22 protein-coding genes, 4 tRNA genes and 1 other RNA gene are annotated in these 26,160 nt (G+C 60.2%); 8 read left to right on the top strand and 19 right to left on the bottom strand.

Annotation, left to right across the window (positions count from 1 at the left end; all coding sequences use genetic code 11):
- Entirely contained in the window at positions 1-1,833 is a 1,833-nt protein-coding gene (recQ, locus tag HWW83_RS17145) for an ATP-dependent DNA helicase RecQ (RefSeq protein WP_046688049.1), read from the bottom strand.
- A gap of 199 nt (positions 1,834-2,032) precedes the next feature.
- Between recQ and HWW83_RS17150 the strand changes: the two genes are divergently transcribed.
- Entirely contained in the window at positions 2,033-2,503 is a 471-nt protein-coding gene (locus tag HWW83_RS17150) for a thioesterase family protein (RefSeq protein WP_033645017.1), read from the top strand.
- 66 nt (positions 2,504-2,569) lie between these two features.
- A complete protein-coding gene (gene rarD, locus HWW83_RS17155; RefSeq protein WP_103101690.1) occupies positions 2,570-3,457 on the top strand; it encodes an EamA family transporter RarD in 888 nt (295 codons plus the stop codon).
- Positions 3,458-3,473: 16 nt separating this feature from the next.
- Here the strand turns inward: rarD and corA are convergent, their stop codons facing one another.
- Positions 3,474-4,307: a magnesium/cobalt transporter CorA gene (gene corA / locus HWW83_RS17160; protein WP_176589445.1), complete on the bottom strand. Its 834-nt coding sequence runs from the start codon at positions 4,305-4,307 to the stop codon at positions 3,474-3,476.
- 446 nt (positions 4,308-4,753) lie between these two features.
- Here corA and HWW83_RS17165 point away from each other — a divergent pair, with 446 nt between their 5' ends.
- Positions 4,754-5,227, top strand: a complete 474-nt coding sequence (locus tag HWW83_RS17165; protein WP_025160392.1) for a WbuC family cupin fold metalloprotein — start codon at positions 4,754-4,756, stop codon at positions 5,225-5,227.
- Positions 5,228-5,270: 43 nt separating this feature from the next.
- On the opposite strand, the gene uvrD is transcribed toward HWW83_RS17165, so the two are convergent.
- From uvrD to lptM, 6 genes are all read right to left on the bottom strand, one after another.
- Positions 5,271-7,433 (bottom strand): DNA helicase II, encoded by a 2,163-nt coding sequence (gene uvrD, locus HWW83_RS17170; RefSeq protein WP_025304874.1) that lies wholly within the window; start codon positions 7,431-7,433, stop codon positions 5,271-5,273.
- A 78-nt stretch (positions 7,434-7,511) separates the two neighbouring features.
- Positions 7,512-8,228, bottom strand: a complete 717-nt coding sequence (yigB, locus tag HWW83_RS17175) for a 5-amino-6-(5-phospho-D-ribitylamino)uracil phosphatase YigB (RefSeq protein ID WP_033636653.1) — start codon at positions 8,226-8,228, stop codon at positions 7,512-7,514.
- A complete protein-coding gene (gene xerC, locus HWW83_RS17180) occupies positions 8,228-9,139 on the bottom strand; it encodes a tyrosine recombinase XerC (protein ID WP_033645020.1) in 912 nt (303 codons plus the stop codon). The genes yigB and xerC overlap by 1 nt, the downstream gene beginning before the upstream one ends.
- Positions 9,136-9,849 (bottom strand): DUF484 domain-containing protein, encoded by a 714-nt coding sequence (locus HWW83_RS17185; protein WP_176589446.1) that lies wholly within the window; start codon positions 9,847-9,849, stop codon positions 9,136-9,138. Before HWW83_RS17185 ends, xerC begins: the two co-directional genes overlap by 4 nt.
- On the bottom strand, positions 9,846-10,670 hold the full coding sequence (dapF, locus tag HWW83_RS17190) for a diaminopimelate epimerase (protein ID WP_004934244.1): 825 nt from the start codon (positions 10,668-10,670) through the stop codon (positions 9,846-9,848). The genes HWW83_RS17185 and dapF overlap by 4 nt, the downstream gene beginning before the upstream one ends.
- A 71-nt stretch (positions 10,671-10,741) precedes the next feature.
- Positions 10,742-10,948, bottom strand: coding sequence for an LPS translocon maturation chaperone LptM (lptM, locus tag HWW83_RS17195; RefSeq protein ID WP_080273427.1), 207 nt, complete (start codon positions 10,946-10,948; stop codon positions 10,742-10,744).
- A gap of 78 nt (positions 10,949-11,026) precedes the next feature.
- Here lptM and cyaY point away from each other — a divergent pair, with 78 nt between their 5' ends.
- Positions 11,027-11,347, top strand: a complete 321-nt coding sequence (cyaY, locus tag HWW83_RS17200; protein WP_176589447.1) for an iron donor protein CyaY — start codon at positions 11,027-11,029, stop codon at positions 11,345-11,347.
- Positions 11,348-11,383: 36 nt separating this feature from the next.
- Here the strand turns inward: cyaY and HWW83_RS17205 are convergent, their stop codons facing one another.
- Positions 11,384-13,936, bottom strand: coding sequence for a class I adenylate cyclase (locus HWW83_RS17205; RefSeq protein WP_019452546.1), 2,553 nt, complete (start codon positions 13,934-13,936; stop codon positions 11,384-11,386).
- Positions 13,937-14,252: 316 nt separating this feature from the next.
- Here HWW83_RS17205 and hemC point away from each other — a divergent pair, with 316 nt between their 5' ends.
- The 4 genes from hemC to hemY are packed head-to-tail and all read left to right on the top strand — an operon-like array spanning position 14,253 to position 18,278.
- The gene (gene hemC / locus HWW83_RS17210) at positions 14,253-15,194 is read left to right on the top strand and encodes a hydroxymethylbilane synthase (RefSeq protein ID WP_176589448.1); all 942 of its coding nucleotides are present in this window, start codon (positions 14,253-14,255) and stop codon (positions 15,192-15,194) included.
- Positions 15,191-15,931, top strand: a complete 741-nt coding sequence (gene hemD, locus HWW83_RS17215; RefSeq protein WP_033645028.1) for a uroporphyrinogen-III synthase — start codon at positions 15,191-15,193, stop codon at positions 15,929-15,931. The genes hemC and hemD overlap by 4 nt, the downstream gene beginning before the upstream one ends.
- Positions 15,932-15,953: 22 nt before the next feature.
- The gene (gene hemX, locus HWW83_RS17220; RefSeq protein ID WP_176589449.1) at positions 15,954-17,078 is read left to right on the top strand and encodes a uroporphyrinogen-III C-methyltransferase; all 1,125 of its coding nucleotides are present in this window, start codon (positions 15,954-15,956) and stop codon (positions 17,076-17,078) included.
- 3 nt (positions 17,079-17,081) lie between these two features.
- Positions 17,082-18,278 (top strand): protoheme IX biogenesis protein HemY, encoded by a 1,197-nt coding sequence (hemY, locus tag HWW83_RS17225; RefSeq protein WP_033645031.1) that lies wholly within the window; start codon positions 17,082-17,084, stop codon positions 18,276-18,278.
- 869 nt (positions 18,279-19,147) lie between these two features.
- On the opposite strand, the gene HWW83_RS17230 is transcribed toward hemY, so the two are convergent.
- The 10 genes from HWW83_RS17230 to wzxE form a co-directional block, all read right to left on the bottom strand.
- A non-coding RNA gene (locus HWW83_RS17230) (RtT sRNA) lies at positions 19,148-19,276 on the bottom strand.
- A gap of 32 nt (positions 19,277-19,308) precedes the next feature.
- Positions 19,309-19,385, bottom strand: a tRNA-Pro gene (locus tag HWW83_RS17235).
- Between the two features lie 74 nt (positions 19,386-19,459).
- Positions 19,460-19,546, bottom strand: a tRNA-Leu gene (locus HWW83_RS17240).
- 42 nt (positions 19,547-19,588) lie between these two features.
- Positions 19,589-19,664 (bottom strand) — tRNA-His (locus HWW83_RS17245).
- Positions 19,665-19,727: 63 nt separating this feature from the next.
- Positions 19,728-19,804 (bottom strand) — tRNA-Arg (locus HWW83_RS17250).
- A 135-nt stretch (positions 19,805-19,939) separates the two neighbouring features.
- A complete protein-coding gene (thrP, locus tag HWW83_RS17255) occupies positions 19,940-21,343 on the bottom strand; it encodes a bifunctional threonine/serine APC transporter ThrP (protein ID WP_004934226.1) in 1,404 nt (467 codons plus the stop codon).
- 365 nt (positions 21,344-21,708) lie between these two features.
- Positions 21,709-22,449 carry a lipopolysaccharide N-acetylmannosaminouronosyltransferase gene (wecG, locus tag HWW83_RS17260; protein WP_069100563.1) on the bottom strand — a complete coding sequence of 247 codons (741 nt, stop codon included), beginning with the start codon at positions 22,447-22,449 and terminating at the stop codon, positions 21,709-21,711.
- A 14-nt stretch (positions 22,450-22,463) separates the two neighbouring features.
- Positions 22,464-23,831, bottom strand: coding sequence for an ECA oligosaccharide polymerase (wzyE, locus tag HWW83_RS17265; RefSeq protein ID WP_033631481.1), 1,368 nt, complete (start codon positions 23,829-23,831; stop codon positions 22,464-22,466).
- Entirely contained in the window at positions 23,828-24,913 is a 1,086-nt protein-coding gene (locus tag HWW83_RS17270) for a TDP-N-acetylfucosamine:lipid II N-acetylfucosaminyltransferase (RefSeq protein ID WP_069100562.1), read from the bottom strand. The genes wzyE and HWW83_RS17270 overlap by 4 nt, the downstream gene beginning before the upstream one ends.
- On the bottom strand, positions 24,910-26,160 hold the full coding sequence (gene wzxE / locus HWW83_RS17275) for a lipid III flippase WzxE (protein WP_033645036.1): 1,251 nt from the start codon (positions 26,158-26,160) through the stop codon (positions 24,910-24,912). Before wzxE ends, HWW83_RS17270 begins: the two co-directional genes overlap by 4 nt.

The following is a 26,160-nucleotide window of genomic DNA, read 5'->3' on the forward strand; positions in this document are numbered from 1 at the left end:
TCAGTCTTCGTCATTGTCGAGATGGTCGCGGATCATCGCCATAAAGGGCGCGCCGAAACGCTCCAGTTTGCGCTGCCCCACGCCGTTGACGCTCAGCAGATCGCCGGCCTTGATCGGCATCTGTTCGGCCATTTCCAGCAGCGTGGCGTCGTTGAACACCACGTAGGGTGGAATGTTTTCTTCGTCGGCGATCGACTTGCGCAGTTTGCGCAGCTTGGCGAACAGCTTGCGATCGTAATTGCCGCCGTAGGATTTCTGGTTGGCGCTACTGCGCGACTTCAGGCTCTGAATGCGCGGCACCGCCAGCTGCAGCGCCACCTCGCCGCGCAACACCGGACGCGCCGCCTCGGTCAATTGCAGCGCCGAGTGCATGGCGATGTTCTGGGTGATAAAGCCCAGGTGGATCAGCTGACGCAGCACGCTGGTCCAGTGCTCCGTGGTTTGATCGCGGCCGATGCCGTACACCGGCAGCTTGTCGTGACCGTATTCGCGAATGCGCTGATTGTTGGAGCCGCGCAGCACTTCCACGATGTACCCGAGGCCGAAGCGCTGGCCGACGCGGTACACGCAAGACAGCGCCTTGCGCGCGTCCTCCAGCCCGTCGTAGCGCTTGGGCGGATCGAGGCAGATATCGCAGTTGCCGCAGTTTTCGTGCTTGCCTTCGCCGAAGTAGTTGAGCAGCACCAGGCGACGGCAGGTTTGCGCCTCGGCGAAAGCGCCCATGGCGTTCAGCTTGTGACGCTCGATGTCCAGCTGTTGCCCGGCGGGTTTCTCCTCCAGACAGCGGCGCAGCCAGGCCATGTCGGCCGGATCGTACAGCAGGATGGCTTCGGCCGGCAGGCCGTCGCGCCCGGCGCGGCCGGTCTCCTGATAATAGGATTCGATATTGCGCGGGATGTCGAAATGCACCACGAAACGCACGTTGGGTTTGTTGATGCCCATGCCGAAGGCGACGGTGGCCACCACCACCTGCAGATCGTCACGCTGGAACGCTTCCTGCACCTGGGCGCGGCGATCGTTGTCCAGCCCCGCGTGGTAAGCGCCGACGCTCAGGCCACGGCTTTGCAGGCGCGCGGCGGTGTCTTCCACCTTGGCGCGGCTGTTGCAATAGATAATGCCGCTCTTGCCGCGCTGATCCTGCACGAAGCGCCACAGCTGATCGAGCGGTTTGAATTTTTCCACCAGCGTGTAGCGGATGTTCGGCCGGTCGAAGCTGCTGACCTGCACCAGCGGATCCTGCAGCGACAGCAGACGCACGATATCGCCGCGCGTGGCTTCGTCGGCAGTGGCGGTCAACGCGATCACCGGCATCGACGGGAAGCGCTGTTTCAACTGCCCCAGCGCGCGGTATTCCGGCCGGAAGTCGTGGCCCCATTGGGAGATGCAGTGCGCCTCATCCACCGCCAGCATCGCCGGCGGGCAGTGATCGAGCAGGTTGAGGAAGCTTTCCATCATCAGCCGCTCCGGCGCGATGTACAGCATCTTGATGGTGCCGTTGCGGCAGCCGGCCATGACGTCCAGCTGCTCCTCGCGGGTTTGCGTCGAGTTGTAGCAGGCGGCGGAAACGCCGTAGGCCAACAGTTGGTCGACCTGATCCTTCATCAGCGAGATCAGCGGAGAAACGACCAGCGTCAGGCCGTCCATCACCAGCGCAGGGATTTGGTAACACAACGACTTGCCGCCGCCGGTCGGCATCACCACCAGGCAATCCTGCCCGCCGATCGCGGCATTGATAATCGTTTGCTGCCCCGGACGGAATTGCTGGTAGCCGAAGGTATCGCGCAATACCTGCTCGGCCAGCAACTCTCTGTTAATCACTGCTGCGGTTGACACACACTTCCCCATTTTTTCATCGGTACACACCCACCGGGTATGATTACACAATATCGTTCAGCATGACACCAACGCGCGCGTGACTCTTTTGCCTAAACGGGCTGGCAAGCAACAAAGGTTAAGCATAAAATCAACATTCCATTAACCTGGACTGACCAGTTAGCTCCCTTAAAACGCAAAAGAAAAACGGAAACCCGCTATGTCGACAACACCACTGACCCTGGAAGCCGCCCGCCGCAAGATCGGCGAAATTTTTGTCTACCACATGCCGTTCAACCGCGAGCTTGGCCTGGAGCTGCGCCGCTTCGACGATGACTACGTCGAGCTGAGCTTCACCAACCAGCGCAAGCTGGTCGGCAACGCCGCGCAGGAAATTCTGCATGGCGGCGTGATCGCCGCCGTGCTTGACGTCGCCGCCGGGCTGGCCTGCGCCGGCGGCGTGCTGACACGCCTGGAGCCGCTGGTCGAAGAGGAGATCGCCGCCAAGCTGTCGCGCATGGGCACCATCGACCTGCGCGTCGACTACCTGCGCCCCGGCCGCGGCGAGCACTTCGTCGCCTCCGCCAGCGTGCTGCGCAGCGGCAACAAAGTCGCCGTCGCGCGCGTAGAACTGCATAACCACGACGGCCTGCATATCGCGACCGCCACCGCCACCTACCTGGTCGGCTGATGATTGTGTGCGGTGAGCGTCTTCAGTACACTCACCGCATCTTAAGTTCCCCACCAGAGTGACGTCATGGACGCAAAGCAAACGCGTCAGGGCATTTTCTTTGCCCTGGCCGCCTATTTTATGTGGGGCATCGCCCCGGCTTATTTCAAACTGATCCAGCAAGTGTCCGCGGATGAGATCCTCACCCACCGGATCATCTGGTCGTTTTTCTTCATGCTGGCGCTGATCACGCTGGGCCGCAACTGGCCTAAAGTGCGCGCCGCCTGCCAAAATCGCAAACGGCTGCTGTTGCTGTCGGTCACCGCGCTGTTGATCGGCGGCAACTGGCTGCTGTTCATCTGGGCGGTGAACAATCACCATATGCTGGAAGCCAGCCTGGGCTACTTCATCAACCCGCTGGTTAACGTGCTGTTGGGGATGCTGTTTCTCGGCGAACGTTTCCGCCGCATGCAGTGGGTAGCGGTGGCGCTGGCGTTCACCGGGGTGCTGGTGCAGCTCTGGCAGTTCGGGTCGTTGCCGATCATCGGTCTGGGGCTGGCGTTCAGCTTTGCCTTCTATGGCCTGCTGCGCAAGAAAATCGCCATCGACGCGCAGACCGGCATGCTGATTGAAACGCTGTGGCTGCTGCCGGTGGCGGCGGCCTATCTGTTCCTGTTCGCCGACAGCCCCACCAGCCACCTGAGCGCCAACCCGTGGTCGCTGAACCTGCTGCTGGTCGCCGCCGGCATCGTCACCACCGTGCCGCTGCTGTGCTTCACCGCGGCGGCTACCCGGCTGCGCCTATCGACGCTCGGTTTCTTCCAGTATCTCGGCCCGACGCTGATGTTCCTGCTGGCGGTCACCTTCTACGGCGAGACCGTCGGCCAGGACAAGCTGGTGACCTTCGGCTTTATCTGGGCGGCGCTGATCCTGTTCACCCTCGACGCGCTCTATACCCAGCGCAAGCTGCGCTGAGCCCGGCGTCGCCGGGTTACAGCCAGTTCTTGCGCTTGAAGTACAGGTAAGGGGCCAGGCCCGCCAGGATCATCAGCGTGATCGCGCCCGGGTAGCCGAACGACCATTTCAGTTCCGGCATGAATTCAAAGTTCATGCCGTAGCTGGAAGCCACCAGCGTAGGCGGCAGGAACACCACCGACACCACCGAGAAGATCTTGATAATACGGTTCTGTTCGATGTTGATGAAGCCCATCGCCGCCTGCATCAGGAAGTTCACCTTCTGGAACAGCGATTCGTTGTGCGGCAGCAGGGATTCGATGTCGCGCAGCACTTCACGCGCCTGCTCCAGCTGGCCGGTCGGCAGACGCGCCTTGCGCACCAGGAAGTTGAGCGCGCGCTGGGTATCCATCAGGCACAAACGCACCTTCCAGCCGATATCTTCCAGCTCCGCCAGCGTCGAGAGCGCGGCGTCGTATTCGTCGCCCTGATGCCCTTCCATGATCACCCGGCTGAGCTGTTCCAGATCGCTGTAGATATTCTCTATCTCGTCCGCCAGCTGTTCAATCTTGGTCTCGAACAGATCCAGCAGCAGTTCGTAAGCGTTGCCTTCGAGCATCGTCTGGTTGCGGGCGCGCATGCGGTACAGGCGGAACGCCGGCAGTTCACGCTCACGCAGGGTATACAGGCGGCCGTCGCGGATGGTGAACGCCACCGTGGAGTTGCCGGCGTGATCTTCCGCATCTTCAAAGTAGAAAAAGGAGTGGATATGCAGACCGTCTTCGTCTTCGAAGAAACGGGCGGAGGCTTCGATGTCGTCCAGTTCAGGACGGGACAAGCGGCGGTTATCTAATTTAAAAGCGCTCAGCATGTGCCAAAACTCCGTGAAGGTAACGGGTGCGGACAACGCGTTGAAGCACAGAAACAGAGGGAGATGCGTATCACCGATTTGTTTCAGACCATGAAGAGATCTGACTCATAGCGACACTTTGCGGGGTCGCCGACAACCACGAAGGCTATCAGCAAAAACGGAGAGCCTTAGAAGTTATACCTGCGGCGCAGGTCAGTGAGCCAGTATCTACTGGGTGTGTCCAAGGCGTCTGTCCTCAATGATAATAGTGCGCGCATGTTACGCCGAGAAGAAAAAGCCTGTCAACACGTTAGGCGGGATAATTGCGCAACAAATCATCACGATGATCAATAGCAGAAATGGGGCTTAAACCGTACTGAAAAAGTCGCGGCGATCGCTTACCGCCACCAAGAATGTTGCTAAGATGACATCACCCTAATGGTACGACAAGCATGCGGATTTAAATGATGAAACAGATTACCGCCCATGAACTGACCGCGATGAGCGAACAGGCCGCCAGCGTGGCCCGCCTGCGCGCGCACCGCACCTTACACGAAGAGCTGAGCGACCCGGTGCAACGCCTGGCTATCGCCATGGAACCCGGCACCTATATCCGCCCGCACCGCCACCCGCAAACCTGGGAGCTGCTGACGCCGCTGCGCGGCCGCTTTGTGGTGCTGCAGTTCAACGATGACGGCGTCGTAACACAGCGCACCCTGCTTGGCGAAGAAACCAAAGTGCTGGAGATGCCGGCCTTTACCTGGCATGCGGTGCTGTCGGTCGATGCTGGCGGCGTAGTGTTCGAAGTGAAGCAGGGCCCGTATCAGGCGCTGACCGAAGAAGACTGCATGCAGTGGGCGCCGCAGGAAGGCGGTGAAGGCACCGAAGCGGTGATGCGCTGGTATGCCACCGCACAGGTCGGCGACCGGTACCCTCACTGATCGTGAAAGGTTGCAGGGGCTGGCCCCTGCAACGCCTCTCTCTTTATACCGTTTCCAAACGCGCGTAGGCCGCCACCAGCCATTTGATGCCCTCACCCGGGAAGGCGATCTGCAGCCGGCTGTGCTCGCCACTGCCCTCCAGATTGACGATGGTGCCTTCGCCAAACTTGGGATGACGCACGCGCTGGCCCAGCTTGTAACCGGTGTCGTTCTCGCTGATCGGCGTGCCCATGCGGCGGTGATTGACCGGGCGCGATACGCTGGCGCGCAGGCGCACTTCTTCCACGCACTCCTCCGGCAATTCGCCGATAAAGCGCGACGGCCGGTGATAAACCTCTTTGCCGTACAGACGGCGCGTTTCGGCATAGGTCAGCGTCAGTTTCTGCATGGCGCGCGTCACGCCCACATAGGCCAGACGGCGCTCCTCCTCCAGACGGCCGCCTTCGTCCAGCGACATCTGGCTCGGGAACATGCCTTCTTCCATGCCGACGATAAACACCAGCGGGAACTCCAACCCCTTGGCCGAGTGCAGGGTCATCAGCTGCACCGCGTCCTGATAGGCGTCGGCCTGGCCTTCGCCCGCTTCCAGCGCCGCATGCGACAGGAATGCCTGCAGCGGCATCAGATCCTGATCTTCTTCCTGATAGCTGAACTGGCGCGTCGCCGTCACCAGTTCCTCGAGGTTTTCGATGCGCGCCTGTCCCTTCTCGCCCTTTTCCTGCTCATACATGATGAACAGCCCGGAATCGCGGATCACCCGATCGGTCTGCACGTGCAGCGGCATATCGGCGGTTTCATGCGCCAGCGACTCCACCAGCTCGATGAAGCGCTGCAGCGCCGACGCGGCGCGGCCGGCCAGAACCTTGTCCTGCATCAGTTCACGCGTCGCCTGCCACAGCGTCAGCTGGCGATCGCGCGCCGCCTGGCGCACTACGTCGAGGGTGCGATCGCCGATGCCGCGCGTCGGGGTGTTGACCACGCGCTCGAAGGCAGCGTCGTCGTTGCGGTTGGAGATCAGGCGCAGGTAAGCCAGCGCATCCTTGATTTCCTGACGTTCGAAGAACCGCTGGCCGCCGTAGATGCGGTACGGCATCGCCGTCTGCAGCAGCGCCTCTTCCAGCACACGCGACTGGGCGTTGCTGCGGTACAAAATGGCGCAATCGTTCAGCGCGCCGCCGTTGTCTTGCCAGGTCTTGATGCGGTTGACCACAAAGCGCGCTTCGTCGAGTTCGTTGAAGGCGCAGTAGAGGGAAATCGGCTCGCCTTCGCCGCCTTCGGTCCACAGGTTTTTCCCCATGCGCCCGTCGTTGTTGGCGATCAGGGTGTTGGCCGCTTTCAGGATGTTGCTGGTGGAACGGTAGTTCTGCTCCAGGCGGATGGTTTCCGCGCCGGGGAAATCCTTCAGGAAGCGCTGGATGTTTTCCACCTGCGCGCCGCGCCAGCCGTAGATAGACTGGTCATCGTCGCCGACGATCATCACGTTGCTGTTACCGCCCGCCAGCAGGCGGATCCAGGCGTACTGGATGCTGTTGGTATCCTGGAATTCGTCCACCAGCACGTTGGTGAAACGTTCGCGATAGTGGTTGAGGATATGCGGCTTGTTCAGCCACAGCTCGTGCGCGCGCAGCAGCAGCTCGGCGAAATCCACCAGCCCCGCGCGATCGCAGGCTTCCTGATAGGCCTGGTAGATACGCAGCCAGGTGGCCTCTACCGGGTTGTTGTAGGTCTCGACGTGCTGCGGGCGCAGGCCTTCGTCTTTCTTGCCGTTGATGTACCACATCGCCTGACGCGGCGGCCACTGTTTCTCGTCGACGTTCAGCGCCTTGATGATGCGCTTGAGCAACCGCAACTGGTCGTCGCTGTCGAGGATCTGGAAATCCTGCGGCAGGTTGGCTTCCAGATGATGAGCGCGCAGCAGGCGGTGCGCCAGACCGTGGAAAGTGCCGATCCACATGCCGCCCTGGCTGGTGCCGATCAGATGTTCGATACGGTGGCGCATTTCCGCCGCCGCCTTGTTGGTGAAGGTCACCGCCATGATCGAATACGGTGAGCAGTTCTCCACCGACAGCAGCCAGGCGATGCGATGCACCAGCACCCGCGTCTTGCCGCTGCCCGCTCCGGCCAGAACCAACAGGTTGCTGCGCGGCGCCGCCACGGCTTCACGTTGTTTTTCATTCAGGCTGTCGAGCAGATCGGAGACGTCCATAGGCACCACTAATGGTTAAGGAAAAACCCGCCGGCGACGGGTTTTTCACTGGAAATTTATACAGAGTTCTGGCAGGGATTATAACAATGCTGTCAGCGATGCCAACTGCGAAATCTCAATATGCGGCAGCAGGCGGCTGTCGGCGGCCTGCATCAGGCTGCGTTGCCGATCGTTGATCCAACAGGCCTGCAGCCCCGCGCGCAGCGCGCCGGCCACGTCGGTGGTCAGATCGTCGCCCACGTGCAGGATCTGCTCGGGCGCCACACCCAGCCGCTCGACGGCCAGGTGATACATGTCCTGATACGGCTTGGCGCGCCCGTCCGGCCCGGAACGCAGCACAAACTGAAAGTAGCCGTCCAGGCCGCACTGCGCCGGATCGGCGTTGCCGTTGGTGATCGCCACCAGCGGGTAGCGCGCCGCCAGCGCCTTCAGCGTGGCATGGGTCGCTTCAGGCACCTCAATACGGCTGCGCCACAGCGCGAAATTCTGCATCGCCGCATCGGCCCCGATCGCCGCTTCGGCGTCACGCAGCCCCTGCCGGCTCAACGCCAGATGAATGGCGCGCCAGCGCCACTGGGTGACGTCGTGGTAGATCTCCGGATCCTGCTCGCGCAGTTCCTGGCGCAGGCGGTGGAAATCCGCCGACTGGAAGCCGTTCAGGCCGGGATGGTAGCTCTGCAGGAAGGCCACCGACTGCTGCTCGGTTTGCCGGATCACCGGACGGTTGTCATACAGCGTGTCGTCCAGATCGAAAGTCAGCGCCGCCAGCGGGCGCAGCGGGCGATAAAAATGCATCAGGATTTCCCCCGTTTGGCGCGCGGATGCGCGGCATCGTACACGTTCGCCAGATGTTGAAAGTCGAGGTGGGTATAAATTTGCGTGGTGGTCAGGTTGGCGTGGCCGAGCAGCTCCTGCACCGCGCGCAGATCGCCGCTGGACTCCAGCATATGGGTGGCGAAGGAGTGGCGCAGCTTGTGCGGGTGGATATGGCTGTTGACGCCCTGCTTCACGCCCCATTCGGCGAAGCGTTTTTGCACGTTGCGCGTCGAGATGCGTCGCCCCTGATTGGACAGGAACATGGCGTCGTCCTGCGGTCCAAACAGATCGCGCATCGCCAGCCAGTGTTCCAGCCAGGTGACGGCGGTGCGCCCGATCGGCAGTTTGCGTTCTTTGCTGCCTTTCCCCATCACCCACACCTCGCCCGCCGCCATATCGACATGGCGGCAATCCAGCCCCACCAGCTCGGAGAGGCGCAGGCCGGCGCCGTACATCACCTCCAGCATGGCGCGATCGCGCACCGCCAGCGGATCGTTGAGATCGATCTCCAGCAGCTGGTTCATTTCATCGACGTCGATGTTTTTCGGCAGATGGCGGCCGCTGCGCGGCGTGCGGATGCCCTTGGCGGGGTTGGCGTGCAGCACGCCCTGGCTGACCAGCCAATCGAGGAAACTGCGCAACGAAGAGAGCCGCAGCGCCAGGCTGGCGGACTGCAGACCGGCGCGTTTGCTGCGCGCCGCCAGCATGCGCACCCGGGCGGCGTCCAGCGTCGTCCAGTCGGTGACGCCGATCTCCTGCGCCAGGCGCATCAGCGCCGTCAGCTGGCGTGAATAGCTGAGCTGCGTCAGCGGGCTGAGTTGCCGTTCTACCTTGAGATAACGCAGAAAAGCGTCCACCGGCTGCTGCAGGCTGGGCGCAATCGGCGTCATGCGCGTTCGATCCAGCGTTCCAGCAACGCCGGCAGCATGCGCGCCAGCTGATTGAGCATCACCGTGCCCATGCCCTGCTGATAATGTTGCGTATCGCGGCTGCTGAAGATCACCATGCCCAGCTCGCCGTCGTCGCCCAACATCGACAGCGCCACCGAGCCAATTTGGCCAATCTGTTTGGCCTGCGGCAACAGCAGCAGCAGCTCGGGGCCGTTCAGGCTGCCGAGATAGTGTTGTTCGCTGCCCAGCCGCTGAATGCGGAACGGCTCGAACGCCGAACGCGTCAGCGCCAGATGGGTGAAATCGGAAGGCGCGCCGATATTCCAGCGCTCGGCGAACAGCCGAACCGTGGCGCCGGCCAAACCGAAGCCGCGCGCCCAGCGCTGCAGTCGGTTTAGCATGTCCTGCAGGCTGTCGGCGGTGGCCAGATCGGCCTGCAGGTGCAGCAGCCTGGCGAACAGCCCTTCGTTGGCGCTGGCCTGCTCCATCAACAGCGTGATCTCTTCTTCCAGCCGTTCGATGTGATTGCGCTGGCGAGCCAGATGCCATTCCACCAGCGAAACGGTGCCGCGCACCGGGTGAGGCACGCGCATCGGCTCAACCTGGCGCGCGTTGCGAATAAAGAAATCCGGGTTCTGCAGCAGGTACTGCATCACGGCGTCGTCATCCAGCGCCAGGCCGGCGACGCTCTGTTCTTCTACGCTTTTCATAGATGAATAAATCCGTCATAGACATGGGTTGCCGGACCGGTCATAAACAGCGGATTGCCCGGCCCTTTCCAGCGAATATGCAGGCTGCCGCCCGGCAGTTCTACATGCACCTCTTCTGACAGCAATTCCTGTTGGATCCCTACCGCCACCGCCGCACAGGCGCCGCTGCCGCAGGCCTGCGTTTCACCGGCGCCGCGCTCGTAAACGCGCAGCTTGATGTGATCGCGGCTGACCACTTGCATAAAGCCGATGTTGGCCCGTTCCGGGAAGCGCTCATGCCCTTCCAGCACCGGTCCAAGCAGCTCCACCTTGGCGGTTTTTACATCATCCACCTGCAAAACACAATGCGGGTTGCCCATCGACACCACGCCGCACAGCACGGTATGTTCCGCCGCGCGCATGATGTAGGTCTTTTCCGCCTTGGCGGCGCGGAACGGCACCGCCTGCGGATCGAAATTCGGCTCACCCATGTTGACGCACACCAGATCGTCGTCGGTGACGCTGAGCACCATGCGCCCGGTTTGGGTGCTAACGCGGATATCGCGCTTGTTGGTCAACCCTTTCAGCCGCACAAAGCGCGCGAAACAGCGCGCGCCGTTGCCGCACTGCGCCACTTCGCTGCCGTCGGCGTTAAAAATTCGGTAGTGAAAATCCAGCTCGGGATCGTAAGGCGGTTCTACCACCAGCATCTGGTCAAAGCCGACGCCCAGGTGCCGATCGGCCAGCCGGCGGATCAGCTCAGGTGAAAAATAGACATTCTGTGTAACGGCATCGACCACCATAAAGTCGTTGCCCAGACCGTGCATTTTGGAGAACTGCATATCATACTCCGCTATCTGGACGCGCTATCCGTCTTGATTTTGCGGCGGCGCTCGCCACCGCAAACCGGGTGTTACTGGGCAACCATCGACGGTTTTTGCTGAGAGCCAGACTGCTCCTGCTGGTTCTTTTGCACCTGATCGCCCGTTTGCACCGGCGGTTTGGCCGGTTTTTGGCCGGCGGAGTCGGCAGGTGGGAAGTAAAGCGGGCCTTTCAGACCACAGCCGGCGAGGCCGGTAACCAGAACGGCCATCAGCGCATAGCGTAGTTGTTTTTTCATTTGCATTAATGCCTGTAATTCATGCGTCCAAGGTCTCTATAATCGCAGGTGGATCATGAAAAGCAATAGGAATTGAATATGAACGACAGTGAGTTTCACCAGTTGGCCGACCAGCTGATGCTGAATATTGAAGAGACACTGGACGATTTTGACGGCGATGCGGATATCGATTACGAAACCAATGGCGGCGTGATGACGATGAGCTTCGAAAACGGCACCAAAATCGTCATCAACCGCCAGGAGCCGCTGCACCAGGTGTGGCTCGCCACTAAGGCCGGCGGTTACCACTTCAACTACCGCGACGGCGTCTGGGTATGTGATCGCAGCGGGCAGCCGTTTTACCAACTGCTCAGCGAAGCGGCCAGCGCGCAGGCCGGCGAGGAACTGAGTTTTTCCTGAGGCTAAGCAGGGCTCGGCAACCGAGCCCTTGCGGCGTCAATGCAGCTGGAACTGCTGCTTCAGCGGCTGAGCGGCGCCGTCGGCCACCGTCACGCACAGGCTGGACAGCACGTTGCTGCGGAACGGGATCACCTGCGTGCGCCCGTCGAGCTGCACGATTTGATAGAACTGCGGCAGGTTGAAGTTGATGAAGCTGGAGCCGTAGGTAAAGCGGTCGTGCGACGAGGAATAGAAGCGGCTGACGTCGCGCACCAGCTCCTCTTTGCTGCCCTCGCAGTGGTGATACACCTCCACCCGATTCGACTCATCCAGAATATAGATGTTGAAGCCCTTGTCGTCTGAGGTGTCTTCGAAGAAGAACTGGATGATCCCCTCGCTGGCGAAACCGTCCACCACCGGCGGCAGATGCACCTGATCGGTTTCCACCTTGATAGACAGGCCATGCAGCTTGTTGTTGGAGATGGCGCCGTAAAACTCCACCGCGTTCTCCAGCTTCTGCACCGACACGCTCAGGCGCTCGAAGAACAGCCCCCAGGTTTGCCCGGCGACGCGCACCGCCTTGAAGCGGCCGGGTTCCAAACGGGTACTGGACAGGCGCAGCTCGATGCACTCAGACACCAGCTGCTGAATGCGGGTGCGAATAAGGCCGCGCAGGTGCTGACTGTAGCAGAACACTTCCACCGACTCCGGCGGTGCGGCGTCCTGGTGCATTTTGCCGAGAATGGTTTTCAATGCTTCCAGCACCGACTGCTCGCCGCTGAAATGCAGGGTGCGCACTTCGTTCCAGGAGTTGCGATACAGCAGATCGATGCTGCCCACCAAACACTGCTGCTGCTGGCCGAAGCTGAACACGTCCAGCTTGCGGAAATCGAAGTGCACCACCTGATTGCGGAAGGCGGCGGTCGGATCGTTTTCCAGATTGACGATGATCGCCAGATGGCGAATCTCGCACGGGCTGTACAACGCTTTCGGCGTCGGTGCCGGCAGGCGCAGCGGGAAGTGATGGGAAACGTCGGCCACCAGCTCCTGCAGCTTGGCGGTGTCACACAGATTGCCGCTCTTGATGTGCAGGCGGGTCTGCGGCGTCAGCAGGCCGTTGAAATAGGCCCAGGCCACCAGCTTGTTCAGGTAGCGGTTATATTCCAGCGGCTGATGGCTGACGATCGAATCCATAGCCGGTGCCTGATTATACAGGTACCAGCCGGTGCGGTTGGCGCGGCCAACCGGCACATGAATAAAGGTTAAATCGTTTTCCGACAGGTCCGGCGAGATCTGCGGGTTCACCAGCGTCACCTTGCCGGGCAGCGCTTCGAACGCCGCATACAGTTTGCGGGTCAGCACGCCGATATCCTGCGGGCTGGCGCTGACGCTGAGGTTGTTGCGGCGGGCGAAACGGATCAGGTTGCGGTAGCTCTGCATCATCGCGTCGAGCAGTTCGTTGTGCGCTTCGCGCACTCGCTCGATCTTCCAGTTGGCGCGGTTGTCCAGCATCGCCAGACGCTCTTCGCTCCAGCCCCACTCGCTGACCAATTGGCTGAGGATCTCGCGCCGCCAGCCGACGCAGGCCTTGGCCAGCGACAGCTTTTCACACACTTTCAGGTAGAAACAGCGACGGGCCAAATCGAGGCGGGTGGTGTCGTTGATGTCGGTCAGGTAGCGGGTGACGCGCTCGAGCATCATGCAGTAGGCGTCGAGCCCGAAGCTGACGATCTCGCCCTGGTGCAGGCGATGTTTGATGTCCGTCGCCAGCAGTTGGGTATTGGGGTATTCCCAGGAATAGGCTTCCAGCAGCAGTGTTTTCAGCACCGCCTTGTAAGGCGAATCGATGCTCTTGTACAGCTGCCACAGGCTGGCGCCGAAGTACTCTTCCGCCGACAGCGAACTCAGGCCGCCGAGATCCAGCCACTCGTTCGGCGTCAGCGCGCCCTGCGCGTACAGCGACAGCACGTATTCATCGTAGTGCGCTTCTTCTTCGCCCGGCACCATGTTCCACAGGATGCGTTTGCCGGCCAGGCGCACCGCGGTGCGGTAGAACTCGTCCAGCAACAGGATGTGCTGCGTCGAGCCGCAGTCTTCGCCGCCCAGGCTGCCGCTTTCATTATGGCGGAAGCGGTTTTCGTCGATCAGGAAGAAGCTGACTTCCACCCCCATCGAGGCGGCCCACTTCTCAAGCAGGCTGCATTTTTGCTGCAGGCGGGTGCGTTCTTCGTTGTCCAGCCAGGACTGGTGGCAGACCCAGATGTCGAGATCCGAGCTGCAGCTTTGGCCGATAGACGAGGTGCTGCCCATCGAGTAGACGCCGGTGATCGGCAGCTCGCCGCTGGCCGGTTTGTCAAACGGGCTGCCCCATTTGTCTTCTAAATCGTTCAGGTAATCTTGTTGAGTTTCATCAGGCGTGTAGAGGCAAATGCCGTGGGGAACGTTACCGTTCAGGTAACCCGGCATCAGCGGGTGGTGGTGGTGCAGTAAGGTGGGCAGCAGACTGTATACCCGTTGAAACGCGGGCTTCATAGCCGCCAGGGCGCGATCGACGCGTAGCTGATTGATCGCATCCAGTCTCTGCTTCAATGTCTCGATGTAGAGGTACAAGACGTCTCGCCTGATTATCCCGGTGTTTAGAAAAAAACCCGTATTCCATAAGCGCCGTTAGTGTAAGAAGAATATTTGGCGACTTATTGCTGGAAACGTGATCAATTTAACACCTTGCTGATTGACCGTAAAGGAGGTAACGCTTCACAATTATTGTAGCGCTTCCCTAAACGATTTACCCGCAGTGTTAACTGCCCCAAAGCACATCACACGTCCCTTTGATTCCGTTGTCCTTTTTCCGCCTCCGGCTTCTTGCACTGACAGTATTGACTCTCAGTGGTAGGATGGATGGCGAAATATAAAAACGGTAACAAGCATGTTAGACAAAATTATTCGAATTGCCACCCGACAAAGCCCGCTTGCACTTTGGCAAGCACATTATGTGCAGCAACGTCTGATGGCCTGCCATCCCGGCCTGCAGGTCGAGTTGGTGCCGATGGTCACCCGCGGCGACGTTATTCTGGATACGCCGTTGGCGAAAGTCGGCGGTAAAGGCCTGTTTGTTAAAGAACTCGAGCTCGCGCTGCTGGAAGGCCGCGCCGACATCGCCGTGCATTCGATGAAAGACGTGCCGGTCGATTTCCCTGCCGGGCTCGGTTTGACCACCATTTGCGAACGCGAAGATCCGCGCGACGCTTTTGTTTCCAATCGTTTCGCCTCGCTCGATCAGCTGCCGCTGGGCAGCGTGGTCGGCACCTCCAGCCTGCGCCGTCAGTGCCAGCTGCGTGAACGCCGCCCGGATCTTGTCGTGCGCGACCTGCGCGGTAACGTCGGCACTCGCCTGGCCAAGCTGGACAACGGCGACTACGACGCGATTATCCTGGCGGTGGCCGGCCTGAAGCGTTTAGGCCTGGAGCAACGCATCCGCAGCCCGCTGAGCGCCGAAGAGTGCCTGCCGGCGGTCGGCCAGGGTGCAGTCGGCATTGAATGCCGTCTCGACGACAGCGTCACCCGCACGCTGCTGGCGCCGCTGAACCATGCGGCCACCGAAACCCGCGTGCGCGCCGAGCGGGCGATGAATACCCGCCTGGAAGGCGGCTGCCAGGTGCCGATCGGCAGCTATGCCGAACTGGATGGCGACAGCCTGTGGCTGCGCGCCCTGGTCGGCGCGCCGGACGGCAGCCAGATGGTGCGCGGCGAACGCCGCGGCCCGGCCGCCGAGGCCGAACGGATGGGCATTGAGCTGGCGGAAGAGTTGCTGGCGCGCGGCGCGCGCGAGATCCTGCGCGAGGTTTATCAGGGAAATCCGCCGGCATGACGATCCTGGTAACCCGCCCATCGCCTTCGGGGGAGCTGTTAGTAAGCCGGCTGCGCGCACTCGGCCGGGTTGCCTATCATGCACCGCTGATCGACTTCGCGCCGGGCGGCGACCTGCCGAAGCTGCCGCAGGCGTTGCAGCAGCTTAGCGCCGGCGATCTGGTGTTCGTGCTGTCGCAACATTCGGTGAGTTATGCCGATTCGGTTATCGGCCGCGCCGGGCTGAGCTGGCCCGCTCACCTGGCTTATTACGCCATCGGCCGCACCACCGGGCTGGCGCTGCACCGCATCAGCAGTTTGCCGGTGGAATACCCGCGCGAACGCGAGATCAGCGAAACGCTGCTGTTGCTGCCGGCGCTGCAAAAATTGGCGGGCAAACGCGCGCTGATTTTACGCGGCAACGGCGGCCGCGAACTGTTAGGGTCGACGCTGAGCGAGCGCGGCGCCGACGTCAGCTATTATGAATGTTATCAACGCAGCCCGGTGCACTACGACGGCAGCGAGCAAAGCGCCCACTGGCAGCGCGCCGGTGTGGATACGCTGGTGGTGACCAGCGGTGAAATGTTACAACAGCTCTATACTTTAGTTCCTGATTACTATCGTTCTTCATGGCTGCTGCGTTGCCGCCTGGTAGTAGTGAGCGAACGCCTGGCTACCCTCGCCCGGGAATTGGGCTGGCGTACGATTCGGGTAGCTGACAACGCCGATAATGACGCGCTGATCCGCGCGCTACAATAATCTGACTATGGGATGTGCCACTATGACGGAACAAAATACCCCAGCCGCCCCGGTTGAAGAACCCACCACCGCGGTTGAGAGCTCCCAGCAGCCAGCCGCTGCCAGCCGCAAAGGCAAGAACACCGGCCCGGTGCTCGGCGCGATCGCTATCGTGCTGGTCATCGCCCTCGGCGCGGGCGGTTATTACCATACGCACAAGCAGGCACAACAGCTGATCGCCGCCAATCAGACGCTGCAGCAGCAGCTTGACGGCGTGAAGCAGAGCCAGCAGCAGGAAAGAAATGCGCTGGAAGGCCTGTTGCAACAGCAGGGTAAAACCCTGGACGCCGCCGATCGCGAGCAGGCAAACCTGGCGCGCCAACTGAGCGAGCTGCAGGAAAAAGTGGCGACCATCTCCGGCAGCGACGCCAAAACCTGGCTGCTGGCGCAGGCCGATTTCCTGGTGAAAATGGCCGGCCGCAAGCTATGGAGCGATCAGGACGTGACCAGCGCCGCCGCGCTGCTGAAAAGCGCCGACGCCAGCCTGGCGGACATGAACGATCCGAGCCTGCTGGACGTGCGCCGCGCCATTACCGAAGACATCAGCACGCTTTCTACGCTGACCCAGGTCGATTACGACGGTATCATCCTCAAGGTCAATCAGCTGTCCAATCAGGTAGATAACCTGCGCCTGGCTGATAACGACACCGACGAAGCGCCGATGGATCAAAACAGCAGCGAGCTCTCCGGCTCGATCGGCGAATGGCGGCAGAACCTGGCCAAGAGCTGGCGCAATTTCATGGCCGACTTCATCACCATCCGCCGTCGCGATACCAGCGCCGAACCGCTGCTGGCACCGAATCAGGACATCTACCTGCGCGAAAACATCCGTTCGCGCCTGCTGGTGGCCGCACAGGCCATTCCGCGTCACCAGAACGAGACCTACAAGCAGTCGCTGGAAACCGTCTCCACCTGGGTGCGCGCCTATTTCGACACCACCGATCCGGCGACCAAGGCCTTCCTTGAAGAGCTGGACAGCCTGAGCCAACAGTCGATCTCGATGGACGTGCCGGATCAGCTGAAAAGCCAGCCGCTGCTCGAGAAAGTGATGCAGACCCGGGTGCGCAACCTGATGACCCAGTCCCCTGCCGCTCATCAGGAGGGTTAAGCCATGTTACGCGTGCTATTTCTGTTCCTGGTGGTGATCGCCAGCGTGGTGCTCGGGCCGATGTTGGCCGGGCATCAGGGCTATGTGCTGATCCAGACCGATAACTACAATATTGAAACCAGCGTCACCGGGCTGGTGATCATGTTGGTGCTGCTGTTCGTGGTGCTGCTGGCGATCGAGTGGATCCTGCGCCGCATCTTCCGTACCGGCGCCCGCACGCGCGGTTGGTTTATCGGCCGCAAGCGCACCCGCGCGCGTCAGCAAACCAAAGCCGCGCTGATCAAACTGGCGGAGGGCGACTACAAGCAGGTTGAAAAACTGATGACGCGCAACGCCGATCACGCCGAACAGCCGGTGGTGAACTATCTGCTGGCCGCCGAGGCCGCGCAGCAACGCGGCGATGACTTCCGCACCAATCAGTATCTGGAGCGGGCCGCCGAAGCCGCCGATACCGATCAGCTGCCGGTGGATATCACCCGGGTTCGCATCCAGCTGGCGCAGGGCGAGAACCACGCCGCGCGCCACGGCGTCGATCGCCTGTTGAACCAGGCGCCGCGCCATCCAGAAGTGTTGCGCCTGGCGGAACAAGCCTATCTGCGCACCGGCGCCTATGCATCGCTACTGGAAGTGCTGCCGTCGATGCGTAAAATCGAACTGCACAGCGAAGAGCAGCTGCAGGCGTTGCAGCAACAGGCTTACATCGGGCTGATGAATCAGGCGATGGCGGACGAAGGCAGCGAAGGCCTGAAACGCTGGTGGAAAGATCAGAGCCGCAAGACGCGTCACGAAGTGCCGCTGCAAATCGCGATGGTGGAGCACCTGATCGAATGCAACGACCACGAACTGGCGCAGGAGATTGTGCTCGACGGCCTGAAACGCCAATATGACGAGCGCCTGGTGCTGTTGCTGCCACGGCTGAAGTCCGGCAACCCCGAGCAGCTTGAGAAAGCGCTGCGTCAGCAGATGAAGCAGCACGGCGCGACGCCGCTGTTGAACAGCACGCTGGGGCAGTTGCTGATGAAGCACGGCGAGTGGCAGCAGGCGGCCGACGCCTTCCGCGAAGCGCTGAAACAGCGTCCGGACGCCTACGATTACGCCTGGCTGGCCGATACGCTGGAGAAACTGCATCGTTCGGATGAAGCGGCGCAGATGCGGCGTGAAGGACTGATGTTGACGCTGAAACAGAACGGCGGCGAATAACGGCCCGCCCGGCAGAGAAAGCGTGGCCTCGGTGCCACGCTTTTTTTTGCCCGTTAGCTTGCTGAAGCGCAAAAAAAAACACTTGCCGCATGGCAAGTGTATAAAGAAGCAATCAGGTCTAGGACAACAGGGGCGGTGCCTCACTCAACGTTTTGCCCTGAGCGTGATGACGGGTTAGTCATCGTTCTCGTGGGCGATAGGCACCCTAAATCGGCTCTGCGTCATTCCCAGGGTTTATGAAGCCTAAGGCGAACATAAGAAATGGAATGAGCATCTACGCTGTAGGTAATGCACTTGGCGTGCCAACTTTCAGATCCAGGAAAGTCTCTATAAAAAATAGCATTCAATTAATTGAAAATATTGAATTTTTATTTACGCCTAACTTTCTCTCAGCATGCCGTCCCCTGTCGTTCTTTACCCACGGCCGATCTGGCGCTGTCGCCGCAAAACGACGACTTAAGCCAAAGCCAATTTTAATGTTTAAAATCAATTAATTATGTGTCTCAAGCTGGCGACAACGTCGAACCACATTGTCGCTGAAAACCTACACACGTGCCGGTTGAGACAAAATGCCAATGTTCAGATACGCAAAAACCCGTGCAATGCTGCACGGGTTGGTCGCTATGCGTTTCGTCGCGGCGGGAAGGACTTACCCTCATAAACGGCGGACGTAAAAAAACCGACTTACGTCGGTTTCTTTGAAACTGGTCGGCGAGAGAAAGATGACGCGCGCCCCAGGATGTAACGCCCAGCGGGCCGTTGCTAAAGCAACGTTGTTTCGCTTCACGAGGCTCGAACCTCCTGCGGAGGTGCTCATCCTCATAAACTGCAGGCGTAAAAAAACCGACTTACGTCGGTTTCTTTGAATGTGGTCGGCGAGAGAGGATTACGCGCATCTTTGATGCGCGCCCTGCGGGCCGTTGCTAAAGCAACGTTGCCTCGCTTCGCGAGGCTCGAACCTCCTGCGGAGGTGCTCATCCTCATAAACTGCAGGCGTAAAAAAACCGACTTGCGTCGGTTTCTTTGAAAGTGGTCGGCGAGAGAGGATTCGAACCTCCGACCCACTGGTCCCAAACCAGTTGCGCTACCAAGCTGCGCTACTCGCCGATTTGTGTTGCTCATACTACCCGATTTATCAGACCGTTGTCCATATAAATCTTATATTTATCAGATATTTTGCGTGGTGCGAAGAGAGGGACTTGAACCCTCACGTCCGTAAGAACACTAACACCTGAAGCTAGCGCGTCTACCAATTCCGCCACCTTCGCACTGTCACAAAATACTGCTAAATCTTCACTTCGCTTAGGAAGTGGGGTGGCTAATGGGACTCGAACCCACGACAACTGGAATCACAATCCAGGGCTCTACCAACTGAGCTATAGCCACCATTACTACTTCTTCTTACTCACGCGGTAATATTACCACCGCAGCTCCTGCGCACAAACTTAATGGCGCGCCCGACAGGATTCGAACCTGAGACCTCTGCCTCCGGAGGGCAGCGCTCTATCCAGCTGAGCTACGGGCGCGTAGCGCCGTTGCGGGAGGGGATACTACGGATTTACGCCAATCCTGTCTAGTGCTTTTTCGCAGAAATGTTGCGTTTGATTACGCTTTGCTCACTCCTGCGCAGGAAAGCGCACTCCGTAGCCCCTTTTCACCGTTTATTGCCGCGTTTCTACCCGATTTTCAGCCGGATGATGTTTCTTATGCATGCCGAAAGCGAAGTAGCACAGGCTGACGCCTGCTAAGAAAATCGCCCCGACCAGCAGGGAAATTCGCGTATCCGGGTTGATTCCCATGCCGACCAGCACGCAAACCAGAAAAGCGATGGTCAGATAGTTCACATACGGGAACATGATCGACTTAAAGCTGTGGTTTTTGATCGCTTCCTTGTGCGCGCGGCGGAAATAGAGCTGGCTTATCAGCACCACGAACCACGGCACCATGCCCGGCAACACGCTGGCGCTGTAGACATAGACGAACACCTGCTCCGGATTAGGGATGATGTAGTTCAGCGCGGAGCCCACCAACAGGCAGCCGATGGTGACGGCGATGCAGTTGACCGGCACGCCGCTGGCGGAAAGCTTGGTCAGCGCCGCCGGCAGTTGGCGATTCTTGGCCAGGGCGTACAGCATGCGGCCGCCGCTGTACATGCCGCTATTGCAACCGGAAAGCGCGGCGGTCAGTACCACAAAGTTAATGATGCCGGCAGCGGCGACGATGCCGATCTTGGCGAAGGTCAGCACGAACGGGCTGCCGGTAGTGCCGATGCCGTTCCAAGGGAAGATGGTCACGATGACGAAGATCGCGCCGACATAGAAGATCAGGATGCGCCACAGGATATTGTTGATCGCACGTTTCAGCGTCACCTGCGGGTTTTTGGCTTCCCCGGCGGTAATGCCCACCAGCTCAACCCCCTGATAGGACGCCACCACGATGCACAGCGCAAACAGGAAGCCCTTCCAGCCGCCGGCAAAGAAGCCGCCGTGCGCCGTCAGATTGGCGAAACCGATAGGTTCACCGCCGTTGCCGAAACCGAAGAAGATCACCCCCAGCCCCACCAGAATCATCACGATGATGGTGGTGACCTTGATCATGGCGAACCAGAACTCCAGCTCACCGTACAGGCGCACCGCCGCCAAGTTGGCCAGCGCCACCATCGCCACGGCGATCAGCGCGGGGACCCACTGCGGTATTTCCGGGAACCAGAACTGCACATACACCCCGATGGCGGTGATCTCGGAAATGCCGACGGCGATCCACATAAACCAGTACCCCCAGGCAGTCAGGTAGCCGAAATAGGGATTCATGTATTTATGCGCGTAAACGGCGAACGACCCGGCGACCGGCTCGAGGAACAGCATCTCCCCCATCGAACGCATAATGAAGAACACGAACAGCCCGGCGATGATGTAAGCCAGCAGTACCGACGGCCCGGCCCATTTCAGCGTACTGGCCGATCCCATAAACAGGCCGACACCAATGGTGCCCCCGAGAGCGATAAGCTCGATGTGCCGGGCCTCAAGGCCTCGGTGTAGCCCTTGCGGTTTCTCTTTGTGTGCCATAAATCCTCAATAATTTTTCTCGGGTTGTGTTTGCCTGCCGGCCGCTGCCGGTCGTTATTGTCATTATTAAAAGAATAAATCATCCCCTGCCGTTCGAGTTGGCATCAACGGGTAGTCGGAGCGAAGTTACCGTGAGAAGAACATCGTTCAGCGCTGTCGCATCAGGCTTCAGCGGCCAGGGATAATTTCCGGGCGGTATCGTTTCGCATTTCGTCGCTATAAGCAAACCGCAATTTAAAACTTTATGGAATAAATGCGGCGACGTTTAGGGCTGGGGGTTATAGATATGCGGGAGAAATAGGCAAAAGCAGATTATTGGTACAGCAGACCGGGGCGAACCGACACATTCCCCCCCGGATAAGCGATTACATTTTACCGCTGTAGTAGTAGCCGACAAACTTCAACAGCTTCAGCTGCCGGCCGATGCGGCTGGGCTGGCTGAGCAGGCGGTAAAGCCACTCCAGACCGAGTTTCTGCCATACCTTGGGCGCACGCTTCACATGGCCGGTAAAGACGTCGTAGGTGCCGCCCACGCCCATGTACAGCGCCTGCGGATGCACCTTGCGGCAGTCGCGCATCAGGATCTCCTGCTTCGGCGATCCCATCGCCACCGTCACGATGGCGGCGCCGCTGGCGCGAATACGCTCGAACAGCGCCTCTCGCTGATCCGGTTTGAAATAGCCGTCCTGGCTGCCCACCAGGTTAACGTTCCACTGGCTGCGCAGCTTCCGTTCGGTTTCCGCCAGCACCTCCGGCTTGCCGCCGATCAGGAAGACCGGCGTGCCTTCACGGCCGGCGCGCTGCATCAAGGCTTCCCAAAGATCGGCGCCCGCGACGCGCGAAACGTCCGCCGCCGGGTATTTGCGGCGAATCGAGCGCACCATGCTGATGCCGTCGGCGTACTTGTACTCCGCTTCATCCAGCAACGCATGCAGCGCCGGGTCCTCTTCCGCCTTCAGGATCTTTTCCGCATTCATGGCCACCAACGTGCCCTGTTTGACTCGGCCGCCGTCGAACAGAAAGTCCATGCAGTGCGCCATATCGCGAAAGCCCCACAGGCTGAAACCGCGCAGCTCATACTGCGGCACCGAAATCTTTGTTTCCATCGTCGTCATTACCCTTACAAAAGACCGTCCGCCCTTGGGGGAGAGGCCAGCGCGCGGGCGCGCGTCACTCTGGCCTTGATGAGCCCGGCGGTATCGAACAGCCAATACAGCAACTTCGCCAGCACCAGACAGGCGCCGAAAATAATGCAGAAGAACACCACGCGCGAAACGAATGAGTCCACCCCTTCGCGCGCCAATACAATCATGTTGAACACCGCGCCGAAGCAGAATCCTTGCAGGATAGCCGCCTTATAGCGGTTCGGTTCGGTTTTGCCCAACTCATACAGCCAGTCGAACCACTTGATGATCATGCCCACCAGAATCGCGCCGAGCGGGATGAACAGCGCGCCGCCCATCACCACCAGCGAACCGATCAGCGTCGGGGATATCGCCAGCCCGGAGTGGTTGTTCAGCACTTCCCAGGTAAAATAGTTGGCCGAGTTCAGCACCACGTCCGGCCGGCCCGGCCATAGCCACGTTGGGATAAAGACGTAGAAATCACGCAGGATCGGCGCCAGGCCCTGGAAATCGATCTTGTCGTAATTTTGCAGCAGCAGCGCCAGATTTTCCCACGGCGAGAAAGTGTCTCGGGTCAGATAGAGGAAGGTATAAAACGCTTCCGCGCCGCTGACGTCCAGGCTGTAGCGCTTCAACGCCAGCCAGAACATGCCGACCACGCCGAATATGCCGGCCGCCGCCAACATCCACAGCGTGATCCAGCCGCGCACGATGCCGATAAACAGGAACAGCGCGAAGGCGATGATGATATTCGCGCGGGTGCCGCCGACGATGACGTAGGTCAAAATGCCGAACGCCACCGTCGCCACCAGGAACAAGAACCAGGCGCGCAGATCCTGCCGCAGGAAATAGACCACCAGCATCGCCGGAATGAAGAAGTAGAAGAACCGTTTGAGCGCCACGCCGGACACGTCGCTGGAGAAGATCTGGCTGTAGGAATTGAGCTTGAACAGCAGGAAGCCGTTCTGCATGAAGAAGATACCCACGGTCCCGATCGCCACCAGCGCCAGCAGCACCCAGGTCATATGGGTTTCCACCCGGTTCATGGTGAACAGCGCCGCGCGCGGCTGAGAGCGGCGCTTGCGCAGCCGGGTCTTGTAGGTGACGTAATAGATGGCGTAAAACGCCGTCGCCGACAGCAAGGCGTACAGCAGAAACTCCACCGGCACCACCTCGACGTCAAACTGAAACACCAGCAGACAGGTCAGCGGGAAGCCGAAATAAAACGTCAGCAAATACAGCAGCGAGAAGAAGACGTTGAAGTTAAAGCGCACGCGCCGAAACTCCTGGTAGGTCAGCGTCAGAATAAACGTCAGGCTGACCAGGTAGACGACGAACAGACCGCCGAATTGCGCCAACGTCATGAGTGCTCTCCCGCCGCCAGCGCCAGGGCTTGCAGCCAGCCATCGACATAGTTCGGATTAAAGAAGGCGATCGTCTGCTTATCCACCGCCGCCAGCTGACGCTGCGCTTCGCGCACCACCGCCTCGTCGAGCGAGTCGCCGTAGAACAGCACCGGCAGGTGCTGTTCCGCCAAATCCTGCCAGAACGGGTTCTGCCGGCTGAGCACGAAAGGCACGCCAAACTGAATCAGCAGACAAAGGGTGCCTATCCCCTGCTGGCGATTGAAAATGAAATAACCCAGATCGCAGGCGCGCAGGATGTTGAGGTAGTCCTCAAACGCCACCTGCTGCGTGAGCAGCTGCAGGTTTTTCTCGCCGAACAGCGGCAACCCGGCGGCGCGCACCTGCTCGATGTAGGCGTCGTTATTGGCCGGATAGCCCATCGGCAGGATCACGCGCACGTCGGCGCCGAACTGCTGATGTATCGCCTGCAGCGCTTCGATATGCCGGTTGCTGCGATCGCCGGAGTTGCCCACCAGAATCGTCATCGGCCCGGCCAGATTTTTCTCGACGTGAACGTCGGTCAGCGCCGGATCCATCCGCGTCGGGAAGTACAACAACGAGGCCGGCACCCGCGCATGGCGCTGCTGATAGTGGATCACGTCGCCGCGGGTGGCGAACACGTTCCCCACTCGCCCCTGAGCAATGCGGCGCAGCAGGTAAAACAGCCGAAATTTCCAGCTGGTGGCGTCTTCGTACAGATCGGCACCCCAAATATGCCAACTGACCTGATGCGCCTTGATCTTGCCGCTCAGCAGCGCCAGCCACAGCCCCGGGTTAAACTGACCGTGCAGGAAGAAGCGCGCATCGCGATCGGCCTGGGCGCGGGCGATCACCGCCGCCGCCAGGCTCTTCTTGTCGGCGTAAGGCTCAATGTTCAGGGCGGGGAAATCCCCCAGTGCCGCCACATCCTTGGCCGCCACCATAAAATGCCGCGTCTGCTCAGCCGGCAAACGCGGCGCCAGCACGTCGTTGAAGAAGCGCAGCACCGTCTGGTTATGATGCGGGATATCGGATCCCAGAACGTGAATCAGTGTGGTCATACTCGTCTACGATAAATAAGAAACACGCAGCTACAGAGCGCGAAATACACGATGTAGGTTGCCATATAGGCCTGAGCCGCCCCCAGCGCGCCGCGCAGCGGGATCAGCCAGTGCGAGAACAGCGTCAGCAGCAGAAACTGGCTGACTTCCGTCAGGATATAAAAGCGCAGTGACGCTTTGGCGATCACCAGATAGCCGAACACATAGGCCCCGACTTTCAGCACGTCGCCCACCAGCTGCCAGGCAAACAGATCGCGCATGGCGACGAACTTGTCCGAGAACAGCAGCCAGATGGCGAAATCACGCAGCAACCACACCGTAAAGCTCGCCGCCGCTACCGCCGGCAGCACGAATTTCAGCGAGCGCACGATCTCCCGCGAGATGGCGCCCTTGTCCGTCAACCGCGACAGCGTCGGCAGCAGATAGACGGTAAACGAGGCGGTGATAAACTGCAGATAGGCATCGGAAATGCTGCTGACGCCTTGCCAGATCCCCACCTCATCCCAACCGTAATGCGCGGCCAACAGGTTACGCATCATCACGTAGGCCACCGGCAGCGTCACCGAGGTGATCAACGCCATGAGGGTGAATTTGCCGAGGTTGCCGGCCACCCCTTTGTCCCAGCGCGGAGCCAGGTAGCGCAGCGGCAACGTTTTGCGCCGCCACAGCATCAGCCCGGCCGGCAGCACCACCAACGCCGGCACCAACGCCAGCCCTGCCAGCGCGCCTTCATAGCCGCCCAGCTTGAAGCACAGATAATAAGCCACCACGCCGATCAGGCTGCCGCCGATCACCGCCAGCGCGTTGCCCATCGCGTCGCGATAGCCTTTCAGCACCGCCATGAACAGGTTGGCGTAGGCGATGCCCATCTGAATGAAGGCGACGGCGCGCACCACGCCGACGTAATCGGCATGCCCGAACAGCCCGATGCTGATCGGCTCGGCGGCGAACAAAAACACCAGCGCCAGCAAGGTCGAAAAGCCCAGCACAATGCTCGACGCGGTGCCGACCGCCAGACGCAGACGCTGCGAGTCCTGGTGGTACTCCGCCACGTATTTGGTGATGCCGTTAAAAATGCCCGCGCCGGACAGCACGCCCAGCACGGTGATCAACTGGCGAAAGTTACCCGCCTGCCCCACGCCGCTGGGGCCAAACGCCACCGCCAGCAATTTCACCACCAACAGCCCCACGCCAATTTTGATCAGCGTAGAGCCGGCGGTCCATATCGATGCTTTTGCCAACGACAT

This window comes from Serratia ureilytica, from assembly GCF_013375155.1.
GTDB classification, from domain to species: Bacteria; Pseudomonadota; Gammaproteobacteria; order Enterobacterales; family Enterobacteriaceae; genus Serratia; species Serratia ureilytica.

Bases quoted from the DNA above. Each gene is read 5' to 3' on its own strand.
- HWW83_RS17150 (WP_033645017.1), top strand. From the start codon at position 2,033: ATGTCGACAACACCACTGACCCTGGAAGCCGCCCGCCGCAAGATCGGC.
- rarD (WP_103101690.1), top strand. From the start codon at position 2,570: ATGGACGCAAAGCAAACGCGTCAGGGCATTTTCTTTGCCCTGGCCGCC.
- corA (WP_176589445.1), bottom strand. From the start codon at position 4,307: ATGCTGAGCGCTTTTAAATTAGATAACCGCCGCTTGTCCCGTCCTGAA.
- HWW83_RS17165 (WP_025160392.1), top strand. From the start codon at position 4,754: ATGAAACAGATTACCGCCCATGAACTGACCGCGATGAGCGAACAGGCC.
- uvrD (WP_025304874.1), bottom strand. From the start codon at position 7,433: ATGGACGTCTCCGATCTGCTCGACAGCCTGAATGAAAAACAACGTGAA.
- yigB (WP_033636653.1), bottom strand. From the start codon at position 8,228: ATGCATTTTTATCGCCCGCTGCGCCCGCTGGCGGCGCTGACTTTCGAT.
- xerC (WP_033645020.1), bottom strand. From the start codon at position 9,139: ATGACGCCGATTGCGCCCAGCCTGCAGCAGCCGGTGGACGCTTTTCTG.
- HWW83_RS17185 (WP_176589446.1), bottom strand. From the start codon at position 9,849: ATGAAAAGCGTAGAAGAACAGAGCGTCGCCGGCCTGGCGCTGGATGAC.
- dapF (WP_004934244.1), bottom strand. From the start codon at position 10,670: ATGCAGTTCTCCAAAATGCACGGTCTGGGCAACGACTTTATGGTGGTC.
- lptM (WP_080273427.1), bottom strand. From the start codon at position 10,948: ATGAAAAAACAACTACGCTATGCGCTGATGGCCGTTCTGGTTACCGGC.
- cyaY (WP_176589447.1), top strand. From the start codon at position 11,027: ATGAACGACAGTGAGTTTCACCAGTTGGCCGACCAGCTGATGCTGAAT.
- hemC (WP_176589448.1), top strand. From the start codon at position 14,253: ATGTTAGACAAAATTATTCGAATTGCCACCCGACAAAGCCCGCTTGCA.
- hemD (WP_033645028.1), top strand. From the start codon at position 15,191: ATGACGATCCTGGTAACCCGCCCATCGCCTTCGGGGGAGCTGTTAGTA.
- hemX (WP_176589449.1), top strand. From the start codon at position 15,954: ATGACGGAACAAAATACCCCAGCCGCCCCGGTTGAAGAACCCACCACC.
- hemY (WP_033645031.1), top strand. From the start codon at position 17,082: ATGTTACGCGTGCTATTTCTGTTCCTGGTGGTGATCGCCAGCGTGGTG.
- thrP (WP_004934226.1), bottom strand. From the start codon at position 21,343: ATGGCACACAAAGAGAAACCGCAAGGGCTACACCGAGGCCTTGAGGCC.
- wecG (WP_069100563.1), bottom strand. From the start codon at position 22,449: ATGGAAACAAAGATTTCGGTGCCGCAGTATGAGCTGCGCGGTTTCAGC.
- wzyE (WP_033631481.1), bottom strand. From the start codon at position 23,831: ATGACGTTGGCGCAATTCGGCGGTCTGTTCGTCGTCTACCTGGTCAGC.
- HWW83_RS17270 (WP_069100562.1), bottom strand. From the start codon at position 24,913: ATGACCACACTGATTCACGTTCTGGGATCCGATATCCCGCATCATAAC.
- wzxE (WP_033645036.1), bottom strand. From the start codon at position 26,160: ATGTCGTTGGCAAAAGCATCGATATGGACCGCCGGCTCTACGCTGATC.